The sequence below is a fragment of the Burkholderia sp. ABCPW 11 genome (genome assembly GCF_001523445.1).
Taxonomy (GTDB): Bacteria; Pseudomonadota; Gammaproteobacteria; order Burkholderiales; family Burkholderiaceae; genus Burkholderia.
Genome location: NZ_LOVM01000002.1, coordinates 110,425 through 132,233 on the forward strand (window position 1 = coordinate 110,425; position 21,809 = coordinate 132,233).

27 protein-coding genes and 1 pseudogene are annotated in these 21,809 nt (G+C 67.1%); 12 read left to right on the forward strand and 16 right to left on the reverse strand.

Translation table 11 applies throughout. The features are described from left to right. Window positions 1–9: 9 nt before the first annotated feature. A complete protein-coding gene (locus tag WS61_RS01265) occupies window positions 10–1,509 on the reverse strand; it encodes an efflux transporter outer membrane subunit (protein WP_059498900.1) in 1,500 nt (499 codons plus the stop codon). Between the two features lie 103 nt (window positions 1,510–1,612). Between WS61_RS01265 and WS61_RS01270 the strand changes: the two genes are divergently transcribed. Together WS61_RS01270 and WS61_RS01275 are read left to right on the forward strand one after the other, a co-directional pair. Further along, window positions 1,613–2,449, forward strand: coding sequence for a helix-turn-helix domain-containing protein (locus tag WS61_RS01270; RefSeq protein ID WP_059498901.1), 837 nt, complete (start codon window positions 1,613–1,615; stop codon window positions 2,447–2,449). 119 nt (window positions 2,450–2,568) lie between these two features. Next, entirely contained in the window at window positions 2,569–3,936 is a 1,368-nt protein-coding gene (locus WS61_RS01275; RefSeq protein WP_059499085.1) for a glutamate--cysteine ligase, read from the forward strand. Window positions 3,937–3,955: 19 nt separating this feature from the next. Here WS61_RS01275 and WS61_RS01280 read toward each other — a convergent pair whose 3' ends face one another. Beyond that, window positions 3,956–5,068: a 3-deoxy-7-phosphoheptulonate synthase gene (locus WS61_RS01280; RefSeq protein ID WP_095211551.1), complete on the reverse strand. Its 1,113-nt coding sequence runs from the start codon at window positions 5,066–5,068 to the stop codon at window positions 3,956–3,958. Window positions 5,069–5,452: 384 nt separating this feature from the next. Between WS61_RS01280 and WS61_RS01285 the strand changes: the two genes are divergently transcribed. The 8 genes from WS61_RS01285 to WS61_RS01320 all read left to right on the forward strand — a co-directional run bounded on the left by WS61_RS01285 (window position 5,453) and on the right by WS61_RS01320 (window position 10,202). Continuing rightward, on the forward strand, window positions 5,453–5,863 hold the full coding sequence (locus WS61_RS01285) for a thioesterase family protein (RefSeq protein ID WP_034207340.1): 411 nt from the start codon (window positions 5,453–5,455) through the stop codon (window positions 5,861–5,863). A gap of 28 nt (window positions 5,864–5,891) precedes the next feature. Next, the gene (locus WS61_RS01290) at window positions 5,892–6,539 is read left to right on the forward strand and encodes a hypothetical protein (RefSeq protein WP_059498902.1); all 648 of its coding nucleotides are present in this window, start codon (window positions 5,892–5,894) and stop codon (window positions 6,537–6,539) included. After that, a complete protein-coding gene (locus WS61_RS01295; protein WP_095211552.1) occupies window positions 6,536–7,087 on the forward strand; it encodes a shikimate kinase in 552 nt (183 codons plus the stop codon). Before WS61_RS01290 ends, WS61_RS01295 begins: the two co-directional genes overlap by 4 nt. 623 nt (window positions 7,088–7,710) lie before the next feature. Next, window positions 7,711–8,130 (forward strand): organic hydroperoxide resistance protein, encoded by a 420-nt coding sequence (locus tag WS61_RS01300; protein ID WP_034201940.1) that lies wholly within the window; start codon window positions 7,711–7,713, stop codon window positions 8,128–8,130. Between the two features lie 66 nt (window positions 8,131–8,196). Continuing rightward, window positions 8,197–8,523 (forward strand): DUF4148 domain-containing protein, encoded by a 327-nt coding sequence (locus WS61_RS01305; protein WP_034207338.1) that lies wholly within the window; start codon window positions 8,197–8,199, stop codon window positions 8,521–8,523. A gap of 64 nt (window positions 8,524–8,587) precedes the next feature. Next, entirely contained in the window at window positions 8,588–8,914 is a 327-nt protein-coding gene (locus WS61_RS01310; protein ID WP_059498903.1) for a DUF4148 domain-containing protein, read from the forward strand. A gap of 74 nt (window positions 8,915–8,988) precedes the next feature. Then, the gene (locus WS61_RS01315; protein WP_059498904.1) at window positions 8,989–9,318 is read left to right on the forward strand and encodes a DUF4148 domain-containing protein; all 330 of its coding nucleotides are present in this window, start codon (window positions 8,989–8,991) and stop codon (window positions 9,316–9,318) included. A gap of 167 nt (window positions 9,319–9,485) precedes the next feature. Further along, window positions 9,486–10,202: a GNAT family N-acetyltransferase gene (locus tag WS61_RS01320; protein ID WP_059498905.1), complete on the forward strand. Its 717-nt coding sequence runs from the start codon at window positions 9,486–9,488 to the stop codon at window positions 10,200–10,202. Window positions 10,203–10,254: 52 nt separating this feature from the next. On the opposite strand, the gene WS61_RS01325 is transcribed toward WS61_RS01320, so the two are convergent. The 12 genes and pseudogenes from WS61_RS01325 to WS61_RS35985 all read right to left on the reverse strand — a co-directional run bounded on the left by WS61_RS01325 (window position 10,255) and on the right by WS61_RS35985 (window position 18,381). Further along, on the reverse strand, window positions 10,255–10,710 hold the full coding sequence (locus WS61_RS01325) for a MarR family winged helix-turn-helix transcriptional regulator (RefSeq protein ID WP_012328506.1): 456 nt from the start codon (window positions 10,708–10,710) through the stop codon (window positions 10,255–10,257). A gap of 111 nt (window positions 10,711–10,821) precedes the next feature. Then, on the reverse strand, window positions 10,822–10,950 hold the full coding sequence (locus WS61_RS35480; RefSeq protein ID WP_256122098.1) for a hypothetical protein: 129 nt from the start codon (window positions 10,948–10,950) through the stop codon (window positions 10,822–10,824). Then, complete coding sequence (locus WS61_RS01330) at window positions 10,947–11,318, reverse strand: GFA family protein (RefSeq protein ID WP_059499086.1); 372 nt, start codon at window positions 11,316–11,318, stop codon at window positions 10,947–10,949. The genes WS61_RS35480 and WS61_RS01330 overlap by 4 nt, the downstream gene beginning before the upstream one ends. Before the next feature lie 119 nt (window positions 11,319–11,437). Then, window positions 11,438–11,548 (reverse strand): annotated as a pseudogene (locus WS61_RS35485) (nitronate monooxygenase); the annotation flags it as partial. Window positions 11,549–11,822: 274 nt separating this feature from the next. Further along, entirely contained in the window at window positions 11,823–12,035 is a 213-nt protein-coding gene (locus WS61_RS01335) for a hypothetical protein (protein ID WP_059498906.1), read from the reverse strand. A 198-nt stretch (window positions 12,036–12,233) separates the two neighbouring features. Beyond that, a complete protein-coding gene (locus WS61_RS01340; protein WP_059498907.1) occupies window positions 12,234–12,671 on the reverse strand; it encodes a hypothetical protein in 438 nt (145 codons plus the stop codon). A gap of 120 nt (window positions 12,672–12,791) precedes the next feature. Further along, entirely contained in the window at window positions 12,792–13,715 is a 924-nt protein-coding gene (locus WS61_RS01345; RefSeq protein WP_059498908.1) for an ABC transporter permease, read from the reverse strand. After that, window positions 13,715–14,587, reverse strand: a complete 873-nt coding sequence (locus WS61_RS01350) for an ABC transporter permease (protein ID WP_059499087.1) — start codon at window positions 14,585–14,587, stop codon at window positions 13,715–13,717. The genes WS61_RS01345 and WS61_RS01350 overlap by 1 nt, the downstream gene beginning before the upstream one ends. Window positions 14,588–14,636: 49 nt before the next feature. Continuing rightward, window positions 14,637–15,716 (reverse strand): ABC transporter ATP-binding protein, encoded by a 1,080-nt coding sequence (locus tag WS61_RS01355; RefSeq protein ID WP_059498909.1) that lies wholly within the window; start codon window positions 15,714–15,716, stop codon window positions 14,637–14,639. A gap of 49 nt (window positions 15,717–15,765) precedes the next feature. Beyond that, window positions 15,766–16,932, reverse strand: a complete 1,167-nt coding sequence (locus tag WS61_RS01360) for an ABC transporter substrate-binding protein (protein ID WP_059498910.1) — start codon at window positions 16,930–16,932, stop codon at window positions 15,766–15,768. Window positions 16,933–17,316: 384 nt separating this feature from the next. Next, on the reverse strand, window positions 17,317–17,703 hold the full coding sequence (locus tag WS61_RS01365) for a type II toxin-antitoxin system death-on-curing family toxin (RefSeq protein WP_059498911.1): 387 nt from the start codon (window positions 17,701–17,703) through the stop codon (window positions 17,317–17,319). 309 nt (window positions 17,704–18,012) lie between these two features. Beyond that, a complete protein-coding gene (locus WS61_RS35985) occupies window positions 18,013–18,381 on the reverse strand; it encodes an alpha/beta hydrolase (RefSeq protein ID WP_373557102.1) in 369 nt (122 codons plus the stop codon). Window positions 18,382–18,399: 18 nt separating this feature from the next. On the opposite strand from WS61_RS35985, the gene WS61_RS01370 reads away from it, so the two are divergent. Next, a complete protein-coding gene (locus WS61_RS01370) occupies window positions 18,400–19,104 on the forward strand; it encodes a glutathione binding-like protein (RefSeq protein ID WP_059498912.1) in 705 nt (234 codons plus the stop codon). 122 nt (window positions 19,105–19,226) lie between these two features. Here WS61_RS01370 and WS61_RS01375 read toward each other — a convergent pair whose 3' ends face one another. Then, window positions 19,227–19,742, reverse strand: a complete 516-nt coding sequence (locus WS61_RS01375) for a MarR family winged helix-turn-helix transcriptional regulator (RefSeq protein WP_059498913.1) — start codon at window positions 19,740–19,742, stop codon at window positions 19,227–19,229. A 130-nt stretch (window positions 19,743–19,872) separates the two neighbouring features. Between WS61_RS01375 and WS61_RS01380 the strand changes: the two genes are divergently transcribed. Further along, window positions 19,873–21,051 (forward strand): MFS transporter, encoded by a 1,179-nt coding sequence (locus tag WS61_RS01380; RefSeq protein ID WP_059498914.1) that lies wholly within the window; start codon window positions 19,873–19,875, stop codon window positions 21,049–21,051. 21 nt (window positions 21,052–21,072) lie between these two features. Here the strand turns inward: WS61_RS01380 and cobM are convergent, their stop codons facing one another. Next, window positions 21,073–21,801, reverse strand: coding sequence for a precorrin-4 C(11)-methyltransferase (gene cobM / locus WS61_RS01385; RefSeq protein WP_059498915.1), 729 nt, complete (start codon window positions 21,799–21,801; stop codon window positions 21,073–21,075). Window positions 21,802–21,809 lie beyond the last annotated feature (8 nt).

Consider the following 21,809-nt stretch of genomic DNA (forward strand, 5'->3'; position numbering starts at 1 on the left):
GGTTCGATGTCAAGGACGGTTGGAAGGCGTGGCGGCAAGCGCAACGTCGTCGGGCTCGGCGCGAAAGCCGCCGCCGAGGGCTGCAACGAGCTGCAGCGACTGGTCCGCGCGCTGGGCGCGCAACGCGGCGACTTCGCGACTCGCGATCAAGAGCTGCTGGCGCACGACGAGCGCGTCGAGGTAACTGCCGACGCCGGCCCGGTAGCGCGCGTCCGCGAGCCGCCATGCATCGGTGGCGGCATCGAACGCGCGCTGCTGGGCATCGGCCTGCACGGCGAGCGCATGCAGCCGGTGCAGATCGTCGGCCACCTCGCCGATCGCGCCGATCAGCGTCTTGTTGTAGGCGGCGACCGCGACGTCGTATTGCGCGTCGCGCTTGCGCAGCACGCCGCGCCGTTCGCCGCCGTCGAAGATCGGCAGGCTCACGGCCGGGCTGACGTTGTAGGTGCGCGAGGCGGCCTGGAACAGCGATGCGCCGCCGCGCGTTGCAAGACCGATCAGCGCGGTGAGACTCACGTCGGGCAGGAAGTCCGCGCGGGCGGCCGCGACGTTGCGGCTCGCGGCCTCCACCCGCCAGCGTGCGGCGACGAGATCGGCGCGCCGGCCGAGCAGCGCGGCCGGCAGGTCGGCCGGCACCGCGAGCGCGGCGGCGGGCAGCGGCGCAGGCCGCGCGAGCGCGAGGCCGCGATCGGGGCCTGCGCCGAGCAGGATCGCGAGCGCGATGCGCGCGCTGTCGACCGCCTGCGCCGCGCGTGCCTGCTCGCGCATCGCGCTCGCGACTTCGCTTTCCGCCTGGCGCTGCTGCGCGACGTTGTCGATGCCTTTCGTGACACGCTGTCGCGTCAACGACAACGCTTCGTCGGCGCGGTCGTATTCGGCCTGCGCGACGTCCTGCTGATCGAACGCATAGGCGAGATTCACGTAGGCCCGCGCGACGTTGACGGACAGCAGCACGCGCGCGGCCCGCGCATCGATCCGTGCGGCCCGCGCTTCGCCGAGCGCGGCTTCCCACGCCGCGCGGCGGCCGCCCCACAAATCGAGATCCCAGCTCAGGCCGAGATTGATCTCGCGCGTGTGGCTGAAGAAACCGCCGCCCTCATCCGCCGAGAATTGCGTGCCGGACGTTCGCTCGCCTTTCGCGCTTGCACGGCCGACGAGGTGCGGCAGTCGGGCGGCCTGCGCTTCGATCACGAGCGCCTGTGCCTCGCGGGCACGCGCATCGGCGGTCGCGAGATCGGGATTGCCGGCAAGCGCTTCGTCGATCAGCGCATTCAGTTGCGCATCGTTCAGCGCAACCCACCAGTCGGCGGCCGGCCAGTCGCCGGCCGGCGCATGCGCGAGGCTGCGCGATGCGGCGAGCGTATCGGCGCCGCGCAGCGTACCGGCGGGCGCGAGCCCGTCGCGGCTCGCGCAGGCGCCTAGCAAGGCGAGCGCCACGGCGACGGCCATGCGCGACAGCGTGCGCAGCGTGATGGCATCGCGTGGCGAGAGAGCAAGTGCTGCATGCATCGCGTTCCTCTGCTTCGTTTGGGTTTGAACACGACTCGCATTGTTGGACGCTCGCGGGCAAAGCTGATAATGTTGTTTAGACAAAAAATAATGAATTCCGGCCATGCCCATCCGAGACGCTTCTCCCGCCCGCGCAGTGCAGCGCGCCAACGCCGATCCGAGCGAACGCGCGGACGGCCCGTCACTGATCGCCGTCTGGGGCGAGGACGACGGCAGCAACGCCTACCAGCTCGGCACGCGAGAGGTCGACTGGCACAGCCATCTGCGCGGCCAGGTGTTCTGCGTCGAAAGCGGATTCGCGCACGTGCGCACGCCGCACGGTTCGTGGCTGCTGCCGCCGCATCGCGCGGGCTGGATTCCGCCGGGAGAGCAGCACAAGGTCAGCATCAGCGGTGCGTTGAGCGGCTGGAGCGTCGTGATCGCACCGGCCGCGAGCCGCCGGATGCCCGATCAGCCGTGCGTGATCGCGATCACCGAACTGATGCGCGCACTCGTGCGGCGCGCGGTGTCGTGGGCCGCTCAGGATCGGCTCGACATCGAGCAGGCGCGCATGAGCGTCGTGCTGCTCGACGAGATGCGCCGCGCGCCGCACGAACCGCTGCACTTGCCGATGCCGCACGACCGGCGGTTGCTGCGGATCGCCAACGCGATCCTCGGGCAGCCGCACGATGGCCGCACGCTCGACGCATGGGCCGAATGGGCCGGACTGTCCGCCCGCACGCTGAGCCGGCTGTTCGTCGCGGAAACCGGCACGAGCTTCGCGCAGTGGCGGCAACAGGCACGGCTCACGCATGCGCTCGAACGTCTGGCGAACGGCGACAGCGTCGCCAACATCGCGGACGCGCTCGGCTATGCGACGCCGAGCAATTTCATCGCGATGTTCCGTCGCGCATTCGGCGATTCGCCTGCCCATTACTTCGCGAAGCGCAAGCAGCCGTAATGCCGCACGGCATCGCACGGCCCCTATCACCCCTGCCAGTACTGCGCGCGCATCGACGTCGCTATAGTCGCCGTGCGACCGGCCGGTCGGTCGCCCAATGTGACCTGTGGAGGATGTCGATGTCGAATGCCGTCGGATCGGACAACACGCCGATCGTCTCCGAGCAGCAGCTCGCCGATCATCTGGCCGCCGGCTGCAAGCCGGCCGCGCAGTTCCGGATCGGTACCGAGCACGAGAAGTTCGTCGTTTCCCGCGCGACGCACGCGGCTGCGCGCTATGAAGGGCCGTCCGGCATCGCCGCGGTGCTGGCGCGGCTGCGCGGCGACGGGGCGCCGATCGTCGATGCCGGGCAGACCGTCGGCGTGATTCAGCGCGACGGCGCCGCGATCTCGCTCGAGCCGGCCGGCCAGCTCGAACTGTCGGGTGCGCCGCTCGATACGCTGCACGACACGCATGCCGAACTGCATGCGCACCTCGCCGCGGCCCGTGCGGCATGCGATCCGCTCGGCCTGCGCTGCGTGCCGCTCGGCTTTCACCCTCACCTGTCGCGCGACGCGCTGCCGTGGATGCCGAAGCAGCGCTACGCGATCATGCGGCGCTACATGCCGCGTGTCGGCACGCGCGGGCTCGACATGATGCAGCGCACCTGCACCGTGCAGGTCAACCTCGATTTCGCATCGGAAAGCGACATGGCGCGCAAGATGCGCGTCGCGCTCGCGTTGCAGCCGGTCGCGACCGCGCTGTTCGCGAATTCGCCGTTCCGCGACGGCCGCCCGTCGGGCCTGCTGTCGACGCGCGCACACACGTGGCTCGATACCGACGAGGATCGCTGCGGCGTGCCGGCGCTGTTCCTGTCGCGCAGCTTCGGCTTCGAGCGCTACGTGAGCTGGCTGCTCGACAACGTGCCGATGTATTTCGTGCGGCGCGGCGATCGTTATGCGGATGCGACCGGGCACACGTTCCGCGATTTCATGCGGCGGAGCATTCCGCATCTCGAAGGCGAGACGCCGACGCTGGGCGATTTCGCGGACCATCTGACGACGGTGTTCACCGAGGTACGGCTGAAGCGCTATCTCGAGATGCGCGGCGCCGATGCCGGCTCGCCCGACATGATGGTCGCGCTGTCCGCGTTCTGGACCGGCCTGCTGTACGATCCGGCCGCGCTGTCGGACGCCGGGACGCTGGCTGCCGCGATCGACCGCGGCACGTTGCTCACGCTGCGTCGCGACGTGCCGCGTACCGGGCTCGATACGCCGGTCGACGGCCGGTCGTTGCGCGCGATCGCGGCCGATGCGCTCGCGATCGCGCAGCGCGGCCTGCGCGCGCGGGCGCGCATGGATGCGGCCGGCCGCGATGAATCGATGTATCTCGCGCCGCTCGACGAGATCGTCGCCGGCGCGCCGACCCAGGCCGAACACTGGCTGGCCCGCTATCGCGACGCGTGGGCCGGCGATGCGACGCGGATCCATGACGAAGCCGCCATCTGAGCACGTCGCGCCGGGCCGCTCACGCGCAGCAGGCGAGCAGCGGCTCGTGAGCGAACTCGACGCCGATCGGCAGCGCGTGGCCGCGTCGCCGCGTACGGACGGCGTGCGCGAGCGTCTCGAACAGCCGAGCGGTATCGGCGAACGACAGGCACGCGTCCGTGATGCTCTGCCCATAGCGCAGCGGTACGCCGGGCACGAGATCCTGGCGCTCTTCGATCAGGTTCGACTCGATCAGCACGCCGACGATGCGCGTATCGCCGGCCGCCACCTGCGCGGCGACTTCCGCGCCGACTGCGAGCTGATTCCGGTACTGGCGGCGGCTGTTGCCGTGACTGACGTCGATCATCACGCGCGGTGCGAAGTGCGCGGCCGTCATGCGCTCGCACGCGGCATTCACGGCGGCCGCGTCGAAATTCGGCTCGCGGCCGCCGCGCAGCACGACGTGCGTATGCGGATTGCCGGACGAAGCGGCCGCGCATAGCCGGCCGCCCGCATCGATCGACAGGAAGCGGTGCGCGTGCGCCGCCGCGCGCATCGCATCGACGGCGATCTGGACATTGCCGTCGGTACCGTTCTTGAAGCCGATCGGGATCGGCAGCGACGACGCCAGCTCGCGATGCACCTGCGACTCCACGGTGCGCGCGCCGATCGCGCCCCACGCGACCAGATCGGCCAGGTAGCGCGGCGACAGCGGATCGAGCAACTCGGTCGCAGCCGGCATTTCCGTGCCGTTGATGTCGCACAGCAACGCACGGGCCGTGTGCAGTCCGACGTCGATCCGGTCGCTACCGTCCAGCAGCGGATCGTTGATCAACCCCTTCCAGCCGACCGTCGTGCGCGGTTTCTCGAAGTACACGCGCATCACGATTTCCAGTTCGTCCGCAAAGCGCGCGCGTTGCAGCGCGAGCCGCGCCGCGTAGTCGCGCGCGGCGTCGGGATCGTGTATCGAGCACGGGCCGGCGATCACCACGAGCCGGTCGTCCGTGCCGTCGAGCACGTCGACGATCGCGCGGCGGGTCGTATGAACGGTGCGCGACGCGCGCCACGCCGGCGGCAGTGCGTCGGCCAGATCCGCAGGGGACGGCAAGCGCAGCACGGCGTCGCGGTTTGTCGTCCAGGCGTTTGCATCCATGGGGACTGCCCTCCTGTCGATAATTAACGAGACTTTTTACTACAGCGCGACTGTATTGAATGGTGCTTTCGACGCGCAACTAACATATTTATCAGTATCTAATTCATAATCTTATGAATGTGAAGAATAAGCGTCGGATTCGATAATCGGGGGGGCCGGCAATTTGCTGTTAGCGGGGCGTGGAATGGAGCGTGCATTCGGTTTTCATTTGAAAACGCGGATGCGATTGTTGCGCGGCAATGCACGCACGGACGGCATTTTTACCAAGCTTCGCTATTCGTTCTGATAGTGGCGGCCCGATAGTCGTTCGATTAATTTTCGGATGCCCGACAGGCCATTCGGGCTCGAAAATATAAATCAACCCAGTCATTGCGGAGAGTCATCATGTCGAAGCGACATTACGAAACCCCCATTCACGTCAAGTATCGCGATACGGATTCGATGGGGCATGTGAGCAGTCCCGTCTATTACGACTATCTGCAGCATTCGTATCTCTGCTACATGTTCGACCTGCTCGGCCTGCCGCGCAGCGAGAAACTGCCGCACATCATGGTGAAGACACAGTGCGAATACCTCGCGCCGGCACAGTTCGGCGACAACCTGACCGTTCGCTCGAGCATCGTGCGCTTCGGCAGCAAGAGCTTCGATCTCGAACACCTGATGGAGCGCGACGACCAGACCATCGTCGCGCGCGGCGTGTCGACGCACGTGATGTTCGATTACGCGAACAACACGACGCTGGCCGTGCCCGACGAATTCAAGACGCGCGTGCTCGAATTCCAGGGGTCGCTGTAATGGGGGCGCGCCTGCTCGGGAGCGACACGTGAGCTGCGCGGTGGCGCGCGCCCGGCGCCGGATTGGCGCGATCGTCGAGCGGCGGGACGATCGCGCGATCGTGATCGTCCGGCATGCGGCGCAGGCATTGCTCGAGCCGGCGACGCTCGAGCGGCACCGCGCGCTCGCATGCCGCCATGAGGACGAGCTGGAGGTGCTGCTGCAGCCGTGCGGCGGTGTGCACGACGGCGTGCGGCCGCTGCTCGGCCGGCTGCGGGACGCCGGCGTGGCCGTGGCGCTCGACGCGGCGACGGTGGCCCACGACGCGTCGCTGCTCGAATTCGCGAGCTGGGTCACACGGTGTACGACGCCCGACGGTTCGGCGGCGGCCCCCGACGACACGGCCGTGCCCGGCGGTGCGCTGCTCTACGGGCTGGTCGTGCGGTGGCGCGATCTGCACGGCAGGTGGCGACGGCCGGGGCGCGACGCGGAGCCTGACCGCACGCCGCGGACCATCGCGGCGGACGCGGCCGAGCACCTCGTGGCCGGCGATCCCGACGCGCCGGTGCTCGGCGCGCTGCTCGACGCCGATGACGCGTCGACCGACGCGGCGCTCGACACGCTGTCGGATGCGGTGCGCGCGCGACGGATCTGTCTGGCGACGCGGGCGCGCTGGCCGCTCGCGCGACGGTTATGAGCGGCGTGGTCGCGCCGGCTGGCGGGCGCGCGTTCCTGGTCGGCATGATGGGTGCAGGCAAGTCGACGCTTGGCCGCGCGCTCGCGGCTTCGCTCGGCTGGGCGTTCGCCGACAGCGACGACGAGATCGAACGGCGCACGGGGCGCTCGGTCCCCGCGCTGTTCGATGTGGTCGGCGAAGGCGGCTTTCGGCTGCTCGAAACGCAGATCGTCGACGAGCTGACGCAACGCGCGAACGTGGTCGTCGCGACCGGCGGCGGCTCGGTCCTGAATCCGCGCACCCGCGCACGCCTGAGCGAACGCGGCAGTGTGATCTATCTGCATGCGGATCCCGATGTGCTGTGGCGGCGGACACGCGACGACACGCGGCGGCGGCCGCTGCTGCAGTCGGGCGAGCCGCAGCAGACGCTCGCCGCGCTGTACCGGATGCGCGACCCGCTGTATCGCGAATGCGCGCATGCGCTGGTCGATACGGCCGCACATGATGTCGCGCGCGCGACGGCGGAAGTATTGACGTTGCTGTTTGCGCGGATGAAGGTGCCGGAGTGACGGCGCTTTCGCTTCCCTGCCCTTCGAATCGAGCGCGCGTTCGGTATCACGCGCGTTTTTGGAACGGCGAGTTCGGATTCTTTATCGTCCTATTGTGATAAGAAAAGTTATCCAGATGGTAGTGTTGCGTGATCCAACTGCGTGTTCCGCGACAGAAGAATCGACGCGCCGCGCGCCGCGAATCCGTACTCGTCGAACCACCCGGCGCGGTGTCGTCGCGCGACACGTAACGTCTCCGTTTCGAATGCGCTCGTTGTCCGTGCAAGCGCAGGCCGTCGGCGGGTCGCTCGCGATCGGGGCCTGCAAAGCTGGGAGAGACGGTGCGCTGTAGAAAGCGAAATAATGACGAGGCGCCTGTTCGCTTTAGGGAAACGTTGAGCGGACGACTGCTCCGCTTTCCCGCGGCCTTTCCGGAATCGTTCGCCGTTCGTCGATGTCCGGCCATCATCGCTGGACCGCCCGAAAGCCTTGTCCAGCAAGGCGCTACACGATCCAGATACATTGAAATACAAAATATCGCATGCGATTTAATCGAATGCGCTTGACGTGGCCGGCCGTCAGGCGGAAACTGCTTCGCATGCGATCGAATCGCATCTGAGACAAACCAACCGACGGAGCAAACGATGAGCAAGATCGACAAAGTGCTGTACACGGGCAAGACGCATACGACTTCCGGCGGCCGCGACGGCGCCGCGCGCAGTTCCGATGGCCGCCTCGACATTCAGTTGTCGTCGCCGGGCAGCGCCGGCACCGGCACCAACCCGGAGCAACTGTTCGCAGCCGGCTGGTCGGCCTGCTTCATCGGCGCGATGCAGCTTGCGGCGCGCGCCGCGAAGGTGACGCTGCCGGCCGATCTCGCGGTCGACGCCGAAGTGGATCTCGGCACGGCGGGCAACGCGTACTTCCTGCAGGCCCGGCTGAACGTGAGCGTGCCGGGGCTCGAGCGCGACGTCGCGCAACGCATCGTCGACGCCGCCCACCAGACCTGCCCGTATTCGAAAGCGACGCGCGGCAACATCGACGTCGACATCCGGATCGCCTGAACGTTGCATCGGGCGGCCGAGCGCCGCCCTCCCGAATTCCCGATTCCTTTTCCATCGAGGTGAAACATGAAAGTCCAACTGATCGCTGCCCTGTTCGTCGCTGTTTCGGCTGCCGTTGCCGCTCCGGCGTTTGCCAATGAAGCTACCGTGACGCGTGCGCAGGTGCGCGCCGAACTCGCGCAGCTTCAACGCGTCGGCTATCCGCTGAACCGCGCGACCGACGCCACCTACCCGAACGATCTGCAGGCCGCGCTGACGCAGATCCACGCCGACGATGCCGTCGCGGCCAACGCCGCAGCGTCCGGCTACGGCAGCGACGGCGACACCGCGACGCAATCCGGTCGCCGGCACGTCGCAAGCGTGGCCGAGCGCTCGGTGTACTTCGGTCACTGAGCACACACGCGGTACGTGAACCCTGATTCCCTTTATCCCTGATTCCATTTTGTCGAGGTGAACGATGAAAACCCGATTGATCGCTGCCCTTCTCGTGGTTGTTTCCGCTTCTGCCGCCGCACCGGCGTTTGCCGACGAAGCCGTCGTGTCCCGCGCGCAAGTCCGCGCCGAACTCGTCCAACTGGCACAGGCCGGTTATCGGCCCGGCCGCGCGAACGATCCGCACTATCCGGACGACCTGCAGGCCGCGTTGACGCGCATTCATGCCAGCAACGCGGTGGCGGCCGATGCTGCGGCATCCGGTTACGGCAACGATGCCGCCGCCGCGACGCAGTCGGGTAGCCGGCCGGCGACGCGACTCGCCGAACGCTCGATCTACTTCGGTCATTGAACGAACGCGCGAACGGCGCCGATGGCCGGCGTGCGATGCGCAACCCCTGAATTCCTGAATCCCTGTCGAGGTGAATGATGAAGACCCAACTGATTGCCGCCCTTCTCGTTGCCGTGTCGGCTTCTGTCGCCGCACCGGTTTTTGCCGGCGAAAGCACTGTCACGCGTGCGCAGGTGCGTGCAGAACTGGCCGCGTTGCAGCAAGCCGGCTACCAGCCGAATCGCCCAAACGATCCGAACTACCCGGACAATATCCAGGCCGCGCTGAACCGGATTCGCGATGGCGGCGCCGTCGCGGCCGATACGCAGGCGGCCGGTTACGGCAGCGACGCCGGCGGCGCCACGCAGTCCGGCAGCCGAAACACGGTGCGTACAGCCGAGCGCTCGATCTATTTCGGCCATTGAGCGCGGTACGGCGAATTCGGCCGCCGAAGTCCACCATATAACGCGCATACGATGTAATCGCATGCGTGTTATTGTTTGCATCGTCCGGACTGCATCGTCAGCGCTACCTGTTCGCCTGATCCGGGATTATTCTGTGCGGCACCCCATCTTCCACCGAGGAGCCGCCGATGCCGGACGCCATGACCGGAAACGCGACAGGCGATGCGCACGTGCTCGACCGGGTCGTCTGGAATGCGCTCACGGGCAGGCAACGCCGTTTCGCGCTCGGCGAGGGTCGCGCGCTGCGGTTCCCGGTGGCCATCGCGCCGTTTGCCGCGATCGACGACACGAGCCCGGCGTCGTTCGGCGCGCTGTGCGAACTGATCGCCGCACACGGACCGGCGGCGCTCGTCACGCCGGACGAGATCGAGCCGCCGGCAGGCTTGTCGGTGATCCGGCGCGCGACGTTGCTTCAAATGACCTGGCAACGGACGTTCGATCCGACGCACGACGCGGAATCTGTCCCGCTCGGCGAAGCCGACGTGCCGGACATGCTCGCGCTGACCGCCGCCGCGCAGCCGGGCCCATTCGGTCCGCGCACGTTCGAACTGGGCCACTACGTCGGCGTGCGCCGTGAAGGCCGGCTGGCCGCGATGGCGGGCCAGCGAATGCAGGTCGACGGATATACCGAGATCAGCGCCGTCTGCGTGGATGCCGCGTTTCGGCGGCAAGGGCTGGCGACGCGGCTGATCCGGTCGTTGATCGCGACGATCGGTGCGCGTGCGGAAACGCCTTTCCTGCACGTCCTCACGACGAATCAGGTGGCGATCGCGCGCTATCTCGCACTCGGTTTCGTCGTCCGTCGCGAGATGCACCTGCTGGTGGTGGGCGACGCGCGCACGTGACAACGCGGCCGGCGCGATTCTCGCGTCGGCCGCTTGCCGTATCCGGATGTTTTTATGCTTCGGTCGATCGGATCAGGTTGCCGCGCAGCGTGACGATCGCCTTCTGCACCTTGGCGAACTCGTCCGGCTTCAGCCCGGTAGCTTCGACCAGGTTCATGTCGAGCCCCTTCTCGCGCACGCGGCGACCGCTTTTGGTCAGGCTGACGAGCACCTGGCGCTCATCGGACGGATCGCGATGCCGCTCCAGATAGCCCATCGCCTCGAGCTTCTTCAGGATCGGCGTCAGCGTGTTGGATTCGAGGAACAGCTTCTCGCCGAGCTGGCCGACGGTCTGGTTGTCCTGCTCCCACAGCGCAATGATCGTGATGTACTGCGTATACGTGAGGCCGAGCTCGTCGAGAATCGGCTTGTATGCCTTGCCGAACGCGAGGTTCGCCGAGTAGATCGCAAAGCACAGGAACTCGGACAGCTTCGGCGCGGCGGACGACGGGGTTTCGGTCGGTTTCATGGACTTCCTCCAGCGACGCAAACGGTCGCAGACGATCGCATTATATATCGCATACGATCTTATCGGAAGCATGATAATCGGTGTCGATAGGCCGACGCCCGCCGCGTTCGCTCAGCCCGGCTTGCGGCGCTTGCCGGTTTGCTGACGGCTGACCGACAGCAACGTGCACTGCACCGGATGCGCGATTTCGGTCGCGAGCCCGCCCGCGGCAAACAGCAGGATCATCAGCCAGCGTTTCATGCGTCCTCCACGACCGAAAGGCTCGCGCCGTCGGCGACCGTCGCGTCGAGCGTAGTCGGATCGACGCCGTCGAGGCAGCCGAGATTGACGCGCCAGCATGCCGGGTCCTTGCGGGTCTGGTGGAACGGATAGACGCCGCACCGGCTGCAGAAATAGTGGCGCGCGGTGTGCGAGTTGAAGCGATAGCACGTCAGCACGCCCTCGCCTTCGACGATCGTCAGGTTGGCGGCGGCGAACATCGGGCTCATCAGCGCGCCGCGCCGGCGGCACAGGCTGCAGTTGCAGCGGACGGCCGGCGTGATGGCCGCGCTGACTTCGAATTTGACGGCCCCGCAATGGCAGGACCCTTTGAACCAGGTGGCAGACATGATGGGCTCCGAAACGGTCATGCCTGCTTTATAGCGAACCCGCGCGCGGGCGTTGTATCGCACTGTATCGACGGTCGGCGCAGATACAGGACATTGCAAATCCGCGGCGCACGCACTCGGTCCGGCACGTGCTGCATCCGCGCGATTGCCGCGCGCGTTTCGCGTTCTAGCGCCGCGAACGGCTCGGCTGCCGGCAGCGCGCGAGCCAGCGGCGCTGCCGGCCCCGCCCATTCGTGGACGACTCGCGTTGCGCGACGCGCAACGTCGCCGCTTTCGTTGGCGGCGGGCTGCGGAATGTCGCGTGACATGCACAAACAGAACGGCCCCGCTCGATTGCTCGAAGCGGGGCCGACCGGATGTGGGGCTGCTTACGCCAGCGACTCGGCACGTAACAGATTCGTACATGCTCCCTGTCTTGCGGCCGGTTTCCGAATACCGGATGGCCGCTGCTTCAACGCATTCGGATCGGCGGTGATGCAGGCAAGCCCGGCAAGCGGCTCAGGCTCAGTAAGCGGACATCTCGACGCAGGGATCGACCTTGGACGGCGAGCAGATGACCGAGTACTTGGCGCTTTCGCGCATCAGCGCTTCGCCTTCGTGCAGCGCGATCTTGATCTCGGGGTGACGCTCGTACGCGAGGAAGGCCGAGCACACGACGGCAGACATCACGACGACGGAAAACACAAATTTTTCAAGGGTTTGGAAGCGTTCAGGCATGGTATGACCTTTCTCTCATGGCCGAAATTATACCTTGAGATAAGGGTTTTCCCTATAACCCTTTCTGCATACCGAGGATGCGTTCGAACGAGATGGGCACGACACTCGCGCCCTTTTACCGGGGCAAGCGCGGCGCTACGGCCGGCAAGGCCCGCGCCGCCTATTCGGGGAAGAGAACGAAGGCTTGCCGCCCGCGCATCACTGCGGCGCCGACGCGCCGCTCGCCGCATTGCCCGGCCACGCCTTGCCGATATGGTCGATCAGCGACTTCGCGGTGCCCGTCACGATCGCCGCGTCGACACCCGACGTCTGCCACGAGCCGTCTGCTGCCTTCACGAAGGTCAGGTTCGCGCGCGACGGCGAGTAATCGGCGTTGCGCCACGTGACCACGACGTCGCACGAATACGTGCGATCGCCGAGCTTCTTGCAGTCGCCGTCGGGTTTCGCCGACACGACGTCGGCCGATACGGGCAGCGGCTGACCGAACAGCGCGTTCAGGCCGCCGTGGTTTTCCGCTTCGAGCGCGCGGCGCACGGCGGCGTCGACGTCGCTCGATCCGGGACCGTCGTGAAGCAGGTTGCAGGCGGCCAGCAGCGTCGAGGCGCCGGCGAGTGTCAGCAGCGTTTGAACCTTCATGGATATCCGTCGATCGGGGGAACGCCGCGTAGTCTGCAACGTCCGCGTGTCGTGCGCGGTATCCATTTGTAACCAATTGCACGCTGTCGGCAGCCCCGCGCGACTGTACGATGCCCTCGCCTACTGCCGCTCCTGCTTCACGCGGCTCACGAGCTGGGTCGGACTGACGAACTGCAGCGCGATCACGACCCACACGAGCGTGATGACCATGTAGATCATCGCCATCGCGTCGATCGACTGCGGCGCGCGCACGCCGGTCGAGAACACCGCGTAATACAGCGCGACGACGAGCGTCTGCGTGCTCGGGCCCGCGGTGAAGAACGTCAGCTCGAACATCCCGATCGTGCGCACCAGCACGAGCAGCCCGGCCGCGAGCATGCCCGGCACCAGCAGCGGCAGCAGCACGTAACGGAAATAGCGCCACGTGTTCGCGCCGAAGATGCGCGCGGCGGCTTCGAGGTTCGGATCGATCTGCTCGATGAACGGTGTCATCACGAGGATCACGAACGGCAGCGCCGGCACGAGGTTCGCGAGGATCACGCCCGGCAGCGTGCCCGCGAGCCCGATCTTGTACATCACGGTCGCCATCGGGATCCCGTAGGTGACGGGCGGCACCATCAGCGGCAGCAGGAACACCAGCAGCGCGAAGCGCTTGCCGCGGAACTGCAAGCGTGCGAGCGCATATGCGGCCGGCACGCCGAGCGCGATCGACAGCAGCACGACCGCGCCGACCACCTCGACGGTCACCCACAGCACGCTCGCGAGTTGGAAGTCTTCCCACGCCTTCGCATACCAGTGCAGCGTGAAGCCCTGCGGCAACGGCGTGCCGAACCAGCGCGTCGCGACCGAATTCACCGCGACGGTCGCGATCAGCAGCATCACGTTCAGCAGGAAGAACGCCATCAGCGCCCACACGAGCGCCTTCCATGCGCGGCCGGCGAGGTTGCTTCTCATCCTGTGCGGTTTTCCCGTGTCGACGGGCCGCGCGTCGGGTGCATCGTGCTTCGGCGGCCACGTGCGAGCGGCATGATCGTCGGTCGCCATCAGCCCTTGCCTCCCGTCACCGCGCCCGTATAGAAGAAGCGGCGCGCGCCGAGCATCGACGCGACCACCAGCAGCTGCACGAAGCCCATCACGATCGCGATCGCCGACGCGAGCGAATAGTCGTAGCTCTCGAACGCGGCTTCGGCCGCCGCGATCGAGATCACGCGCGTCGGCCCGGCCGGCGCGCCGAGCAGCACGGCCGACGGAAATACCGAGAACGCCTGCACGAACGACAGGCACGCGGCCATCGTGAGCCCCGGCACGAGCAGCGGCAGGTAGATCTGCCGGAACTGCTGCCACGGGTTCGCGCCGAGCGTCGCGGCCGCGTGCGCGAGGGTCGGGTCGATGCCGCTGATGTACGACAGCATCAGCAGGAACGCGAATGGAAAGCCCGACACGATCAGCGACAGCAACACGCCCCAGTAGTTGTGCGTGAGGCGCACTTCGTCCGTGTACAGGTGCAGCCCCTGCAGCGCCTGCGGAAACCAGCCGTTCGGCCCGAAATACGTGAGCATCCCGTCGGCGACGAGCACCGTGCCGAGCGTGACGGGAATCACGAGCAGCGTCGTGACGAACTTCTGGTATGGCGAGTTGCGACGCAGCGCGAATGCGACGGGCACCGCGATGCCGACGTTGAGCAGCGTCGCGGGCACCGCGAGCTTCAGCGTGACGAGCACGGTCGGCCACATCGCGGTGTCGGTGAAGAACTGCACGTAGTTCGCGAGCGCGCCGCCGCCGTTCATCGGCTGGAACGACAGCACGAGACCGTACGCGAACGGATAGATGAACAGCGCGGCGATGAACGCGAGCGCCGGCGTGACGAGCCAGGCTTTCGCGTCGCGCGGCGCGCCGCCGGTCGCGAGCGTGCTCATGCGGCCTCCGCGCGAGACGCCGCCGTGCATGCCGCTTGGCGCAGCCCGTTCATTGCACGCCTCCCGGATAGACCAGCGTCCGTGCCGGCGCCACGCGCAGCCGCAGCGGTTCACCTTCCGCGAACTCCCCGGCCACACGCGCCCAGATCGCGCCGAACGGCGTGAGCGCGCGAATCAGCGAGTCGCGCCCGCCGTACTCGACGGTCTCGACGGTCGCGTCGAACGCGTTGTCGGCGCCTTCTTCCGCGCGCTCGACGTCGTCGGGGCGCAGCGCGACCACGACGTCCTTCGCGTCGAAGCCGGCCATCGGCACGCCCGCGAGGCGCACGCCGCCCGACGCGACGCTCACGCGATCGCCTGCCATTCCTTCGAGCGTAAACGGCAGCACGTTGCGATAGCCCATGAAGCGCGCGACATGCAGGTTGTGCGGGCGCGTGTACACGTCCTTCGGCGACGCGACCTGCTGCACGACGCCCTCCTTCATCACGACGATGCGGTCGGCCATCGACAGCGCCTCGTCCTGGTCGTGCGTCACGTAGATCGTCGCGCGTTCGAGCTGCGTGTGGATGCGGCGAATCTCCGCGCGCATCTCGATGCGCAGTTTCGTGTCGAGGTTCGACAGCGGCTCGTCCATCAGCACGAGCGGCGGCTCGATCACGATCGCGCGCGCGATCGCGACGCGCTGCTGCTGCCCGCCCGACAATTGCCCGGGCAGCTTGCCTTCGTGGCCGACGAGCTGCACGAGCTCGAGGGCCTGCTGCGCGCGCCGCCGCGTTTCCTGCTTCGGCACGCCGCGCATCTTGAGGCCGAAGCCGACGTTGTCGAGCACCGACATGTGCGGAAACAGCGCGTAGTTCTGGAACACCATCCCGAAGCCGCGACGCTCGGGCGGCAGCACGTCGATGCGCGTGTCGTCGAGCCAGATGCCGCCGCGCGTGAGCGGCTGCAACCCGGCGATGCAGTTCAGCGCGGTCGATTTGCCGCAGCCCGACGGGCCGAGCAGCGCGATGAACTCGCCGCGCCGGATCTCGAGGTCGAGCCCGTTCAACGCGGCGACCTGTGCGCCTTGCGCATTGGTGAAACTGCGGCACACGCCGTCGAGCCGCAACCGTTCGAAACCGTGCTTCATTCCACGAACTCCATCGACGCGGGCGCCGCGGCGCCCGCCGGTTCAGCCGTCACTTGGATTTCTGCGAACCGATCTCGCGATCCCACTTCTGGAACGCGGCGACCATTGCCTGCGCGCTGAGCGGCTGCACGTGCGGTCGATCGGCGAGCAGCTTCGCGTATTCGGGGCGACCGAACTTGCGAACGACTTCCTGGCTGTGCGCGGGCGCCATCTCGAGCGTCACGCCCTTCACCGCCGGCCCCGGATAGAAGTACCCGTCGTCGTAGGTCATCGCCTGCTGCGCCGGTTCGAGCAGGAAATTCATCAGCTTGAACAGCACGTCGAGCTTTTCCTTCGGCACGCCCTTCGGGATCACCATGTAGTGCGCATCGTTGACCCACGTCATGTTGTCGAACGCCTGGATTCTGAATTCGGCCGGCACGATGCCGAGCGCGCGCGGGTTGAGGTCCCAGCCGGTGACGGTCACGGTCATGTCGCGCGTGCCTTCGCCGAGCTCCTTCATCACCGCCGACGTGCCGCCCGGGTAGTACGGCACGCAGTCGTTCAACTGTTTCAGGAACGCCCAGGTCTTGTCCCAGCCGTTGATCGGGTCCTGCGGATTCTTGTCGCCGAGCACGTACGGCAGCCCCATCAGGAACGTGCGGCCGGGGCCCGAGTTCGCCGGGCGCGCATAGATCAGCTTGTTCGGGTGCGCCTTGCACCAGGCGAGCAGTTGATCGGGGGTCTTCGGCGGGGCGCTCACCTTCGCGGGGTTGTATTCGAGCAGCGGGCCGGCCGGCATGTAGGTGACTTCGAGACCGAAGCCCTGCGCGAGATCCTGCATCTTTCGCGGGCCGGGCGCGTACTTGTCGAGTACGCCGGGGAAGGCGGCCGCGTTGTCGGGCAGGAGCTTCTGCCACAGGTTCTGCTCGATGCCGGCGGCCAGCGCGTCGGTGCCCGTCAGCACGAGGTCGATGTCGGAGCGCCCCGCCGCCTGCATCGCCTTGATCTTGCCCGGCAACTGCGGGGCGGGTGCGTTCGTGAACGTGACGTTCGCGACGAGATTCGGATTCTTCTCCTTGAACGCCTCGATGGCCTTCTGCGTGAGCTGCAGGTTGCCTGCGACGTCGACGATGTTCAGCGATACGGGGGCGGCAACGCCTGCGGCGGCCGACAGCGCGAAGCCCAGTGCGAGTGCGATCCGGCGGACACGGCGAGCGATCGGGGTGGTGTTCATGTCTCCTCACTTCGGTCGGTGGATGGGACCTTTCTTGTCAGGAAATCATGACGGCGTTATACGATGTCGGTCAACAAAAAACCACGGAATCCGGGGCGGGACTTTCCCTGACAAAAACCCTTCTACGATGAGGCAATCCAGCAGGCAGAATGAACGCCAAGGGCCGAAATGGAGCGCTGAACGATATGAGTTAGGACATCGTATATCGATGCGAGATCAGGCTGAAACCGGGGCGGCGACCACGCACAACCGGCATATTTCGCGGGATGGATGCCAGGCCCGACGGACGTCCGGCGCGAGTAATCGAATCTTCGTGCCCGTTGTTTATCGACGAGTAGCCATTGGCGGAGACATGGCGAGAAAATGGCCCGGCGGGTCCCGCTTTCAGCGAGACAGGGACAATTCCCAGACCGCACTGAAATACTCGGCCAGTTCCTCGTTCGTCACGCTGCCGTCGGCAACATCGACCATGAGATCTTCGAGATCGGCTAGACGAGGAATCGAGATGCCCTGTCGTTCCATATACGTCAACGCACAAGTGAGGCCGGTACGCTTGTTTGCATCATTGAACACGTGGCCCCGTGCGATTGCGACGGCATAGGTCGCCGCAATGCCGAACACGTCATCGAGCCCCGCGTAATGGACATGATTGTCGACGCGTTGCAGGGCGGCCTCGACTCCGCCCCGGCCTGCATGCGCGAAACCGCCGAGGCCGCCGAGATCGCGGATGATCTCGTCGTGGATGGTGATGACGTAGTCGAGATCCAGCAAATCAGCGATCCTTCAACGCGATTAGTACGTCCCGGTGTTCCGAAATGACTTTTCGCGCCGCGCGAAGCACATCGCCTTTCTCGGTCTCGGTCGAAGCCTTGACCTCCGTCGTGGGACGAATGATTGCGCGGGGTTTCAGTTCAACCCCGTACAGCACCTTTCTCTTGGGAGCCATGACAGATACCCACTAAAAAAACGATAACAATCAGCCGCTTACCCCGTTGTCATACGGGTGGCCATATCACCGGCAATCATAGCACCCGACGAACCGGCGAAGGAGGCCCGGGACGGGCAAACGGTATCGGTGCGTCAATCCCTCGGACCGGAGCGACCTTCGCCGAGCGCGATCGTCTCGTTGGCCAGCCGCTCCGCATCACGCCACTCGCCGTAGCGGGATGCCGGATTAAGGTGCCCGACCTCGCCGAGATGGACGAGCTGGCTACCCACCCGGCCGTCAGCGTCTCGATGCGTTCGAAGCGCGAGCGGATCGTTGCGGCTTTCGACGACGATGCTCGGGAATGGCAGACGCGCAGCCGGGCGGTACAGGCGCAGGCGTGGCCAGCTCCTGCATCGATTTCCCGGATCGGCTACAGTGGGCGCTTTCGGCGCGCACCGCCCCGCCGCCGCGCCGCGAACCGTGCGCGAGCGCGGCGGCACGGGCGGGCGCGGATCATTCACTTCGACGAGCGAACCTTCATGCCCGATCTGTCCGCCTTCCCGATCACGCACAAGTGGCCGGCCCAGCACCCCGACCGTCTCCAGCTCTACTCGCTGCCGACGCCGAACGGCGTCAAGGTGTCGATCATGCTCGAGGAAACCGGCCTGCCGTACGAGCCGCACCTCGTGCGCTTCGACACGAACGACCAGATGTCGCCCGAATTCCTGTCGCTGAATCCGAACAACAAGATCCCCGCGATCATCGATCCGAACGGCCCCGACGGCCAGCCGCTGCCGCTGTTCGAATCGGGCGCGATCCTGATCTATCTCGCGGACAAGACGGGCCAGCTGATCCCGAAGGATCTCGCGGGCCGCTACGAGACGATCCAGTGGGTGATGTTCCAGATGGGCGGCATCGGGCCGATGTTCGGCCAAGTCGGCTTCTTCCACAAGTTCGCCGGCCGCGACTACGAGGACAAGCGCCCGCGCGACCGCTACGTCGCCGAATCGAAGCGCCTGCTCGGCGTGCTCGACGCGCATCTCGCGAACCGCCAGTGGGTGATGGGCGATACCTACACGATCGCCGACATCGCGATCTTCCCGTGGGTGCGCAACCTGGTCGGCTTCTACGAAGCGGGCGAACTGGTCGGCTTCAATGAATTCCGGCACGTCAAGCGGGTGCTCGACGCGTTCGTTGCGCGGCCGGCCGTCGCGCGCGGGCTCAATATCCCGGCGCGCGATTGAGACCGGGCAGCAGCGCGGGCTCGCCGTGTGCGGCCCGCGCGCTGTTCGAGCCAGGCCCGCCGCATTGCGCGGCGGGCATTTTTTTGCCCGTGCGGTGCGCCGGCGTCACGCATCCGGCGGCGCTACTTTCCGCCACGCGCGTCCGGTGCTGGATTTTCCAGCCCCGCCAGCAGCTTGCCCAGCAGTTGCGACAACTGCGCCTGTTCGGCCGCCGACAACGCGGCCAGCAGATCGCGCTGGTTGTCGATGTGCGCGACCACCGCTTCGTCGATCAGCGCACGCCCGGCGTCGGTCAGCGCGACCAGCGTGCCGCGCCCGTCGGCCGGGTTCGGCCGGCGCTCGACCCAGCCGGCCTTCTGCAGCCGGTCGATGCGCGCGGTCATCCCGCCCGACGACATCATCAGCGCGTCGTACAGCGCGGTCGGCGTCAGCGCGAACGGCGCACCGCTACGCCGCAGCGTTGCGAGCACGTCGAATTCGCCCGGCTGCATGCCGTAGCGCGCGAACAGAGGATTGAGACGGTCGCGCGCAATCACGAGCGCGGCTTCTTGCAGCCGCCCCATCACGACCATCGATGTCGCGTCGAGATCCGGGCGCTCCGCGCGCCATTGCGCGAGCGCATGCTCGGCTCGATCCATTAACCCTCCTCGGCTTGCCAGTTATCTTGACGTCGAGATAAATAGTCATTTATCTTGATATCGAGATACTTTACCTGAAAAACGCGCGGCGCCTCGCGGGCGGCCGCGCACCGATATCGAGGGCCTTGCATTGAATCGCTTCACTTCCCCCGGATGGCGGCTCGGCGCGATCGTGCTCGTCGGGCTGAACCTGCGGCCGGCGCTCGCCGCGGTCGGCCCGTTGCTCGACATGATCCAGCGCGCGACCGGTATCGGCGACGGCGCGGCGAGCCTGCTGACGACGATCCCGATTCTGCTGATGGGGTTCGGCGCGCTGAGCGCGCGGCGCCTGCAGCGCGTCGCCGGGATCGCGGGCGGCGTGTGGCTCGGCGTCGCGTTGATCGGGCTGGCTTGCGCCGCGCGCGTCGGTGCGCAGCACGCAGGGTTGCTGCTCGCGAGCGCGTGCTGCGCGGGCGTCGGAATCGCGATGGTGCAGGCGCTGCTGCCCGGCTTCGTGAAGGCGCATTTCGCGACGCGCATCGGCGGTGCGATGGGCGTCTACTCGACGTCGATCATGGGCGGCGCGGTGCTCGCGAGCGTCGTCGCGCCCTTCGCGGCGGCGCGCTGGGGCTGGCTCGTCGCGCTCGCGGGCTGGGTGTTGCCGGCGGCGCTCGCCGCACTGGCCTGGCCGCTGGCGAGCCGTGGCGGCGACGCGCCGGCCGGCGGGCCGCTGTCGGTATCGAATGCGCGGCCGTCGCGTTCGCCGCGCGCATGGCGGCTCGCGCTGTTCTTCGGCATCGCGACGGGCGCCTACACGCTCGTGCTCGCGTGGCTGCCGCCGTACTACATGCGGCTCGGCTGGTCGCCGACCGCGGCCGGCAGCCTGCTCGGCGGCGTGACGCTCGCGGAAGTGGTCGCGGGATTGACGATTGCCGCGACGATCGACCGCCTGCCCGATCGCCGGCCCGCGCTGCATGCGGCGATCGCGTCGCTGTTCGTCGGGTTGCTGACGATGCTGGCCGCGCCCGACGCACTCGCGTTGCCGGCCGCGCTGCTGCTCGGCGCGGGAATCGGCGCGCTGTTTCCGCTGTCGCTGATCGTCACGGTCGACCACGCGGCCACGCCCGCCGATGCCGCGTCGCTGACGGGGTTCGTGCAGGGTGTCGGCTACCTGATCGCCGGCTTGTTTCCGTTCGCGGCAGGCGTCGTGCGCCAGCATCTCGCGGACCTGACGCCCGCGTGGGTCGCGATGGCGTGCCTGTGCGTCGCGCTATTCGCGCTGGCGGCGGGGTTTGCGCCGAAGCTGGCGCGGCACGTGGCGCGGGTCTGAGCGACGCGGGCGCGGGTGCGTTCAGCCCGCGCTCGCGTACAGCGTCGAATCCGCGAACCCTTCGGCGTCGAGCACGCGACCGATCAGGATCAGCGCGGTGCGCTCGATCTGCGTGCCCTGCACCTTGCCGACGATGTCGGCCAGCGTGCCCGTCACGCGTTCCTCGTCGGGCCAGCTCGCGCGATAGATCACCGCCACCGGGCAATCGGCACCGTAATGCGGCAGCACTTCGTCGACGATGCGCGCGAGATGGCGCACGCCGAGATGGATCGCGAGCGTCGCGCGGTGCGCGGCGAGCGAGCCGAGCGCTTCGCCTTCCGGCATCGTCGTCTTGCCCGCGAAGCGCGTGAGGATCACCGTCTGCGCAACGTCGGGCAGCGTCAGCTCGACGCCGAGCGTCGCCGCGCACGCGGCCGTGGCCGTCACGCCCGGCACGATTTCGTACGGAATCCCGAGCGCTTTCAGGCGGCGGATCTGCTCGCCGATCGCGCCGTACAGCGATGGGTCGCCCGAATGCACGCGCGCGACGTCCTGCCCTTTCGCATGCGCGGCGGCGAGCAGCGCGACGATCGCGTCGAGATCGAGGTCGGCCGTGTTGACGACCTGCTCCGCGCGATGACCGTCGAGCACGGCGGCCGGCACGAGCGAGCCCGCATACAGGATCACCGGGCACGTGCGCACGAGGCGCTGGCCCTTTACCGTGATCAGCTCCGGGTCGCCGGGGCCGGCGCCGATGAAATACACCGTCATCGAAATTT